The sequence below is a fragment of the Paenibacillus roseus genome, from assembly GCF_016424485.1.
GTDB classification, from domain to species: domain Bacteria; phylum Bacillota; class Bacilli; order Paenibacillales; family Paenibacillaceae; genus Paenibacillus_D; species Paenibacillus_D roseus.
Genome location: NZ_JAELUP010000118.1, coordinates 1 through 608 on the forward strand (window position 1 = coordinate 1; position 608 = coordinate 608).

General features: G+C 43.9%; 1 protein-coding gene. It reads right to left on the bottom strand.

What is annotated here, in order from left to right; translation table 11 throughout:
* Positions 1 to 98 precede the first annotated feature (98 nt).
* On the bottom strand, positions 99 to 608 hold a 510-nt coding region (locus JFN88_RS24290; protein WP_199021948.1), incomplete at its 5' end, for a transposase.

The following is a 608-nucleotide window of genomic DNA, read 5'->3' on the forward strand; positions in this document are numbered from 1 at the left end:
TCCCCTTCATACGTATCCTAGTTTATAAAGCGTTCAATCTCCAATAAAATGGACGGTGACTGTTTTTGTACAATCGCCGCCCCGTTATGATGATTATATCATGCCGCACTATCACTGGATACTACTGGAATCTTGTATTCTGACTTGGTTTTCATCAGATAATAGATGACGTTGACGAGTTTCCTCATAATGCAAACTATCGCTTGTTGCTTGGTCTTCCCTGCCGCCATCTTCTGTTCATAGTAAGCATGGAAGTAAGGATTTCTCGGCTCTTTCTTGGTACGTGTAACGGCAATCTGACGAATGGCAAGGGTTTTGAAGATGTCATGTAATTCTCTGTTGCCCTGTTTGCTCTTGTAGTTCCGATGCTTGTTACCTGAGCCTACAGCTATAGGAGCAATTCCTGCGAATCGAGCCAGTTTATCAGGAGATGCGAAACGGTGAATATCTCCTATCTCCGCCACCAATTCTGCCGCTGTAACTAATTCTATGCCCGTCATCGTCTCTAGTCTAAAGCCAAGCTGTTTCATAAGACTTTCGATTTCTCGTTCGATACGGATCAATTCACGCTCGTAGAAGCGGATATTGCGGACAAGACCTTTGACGAT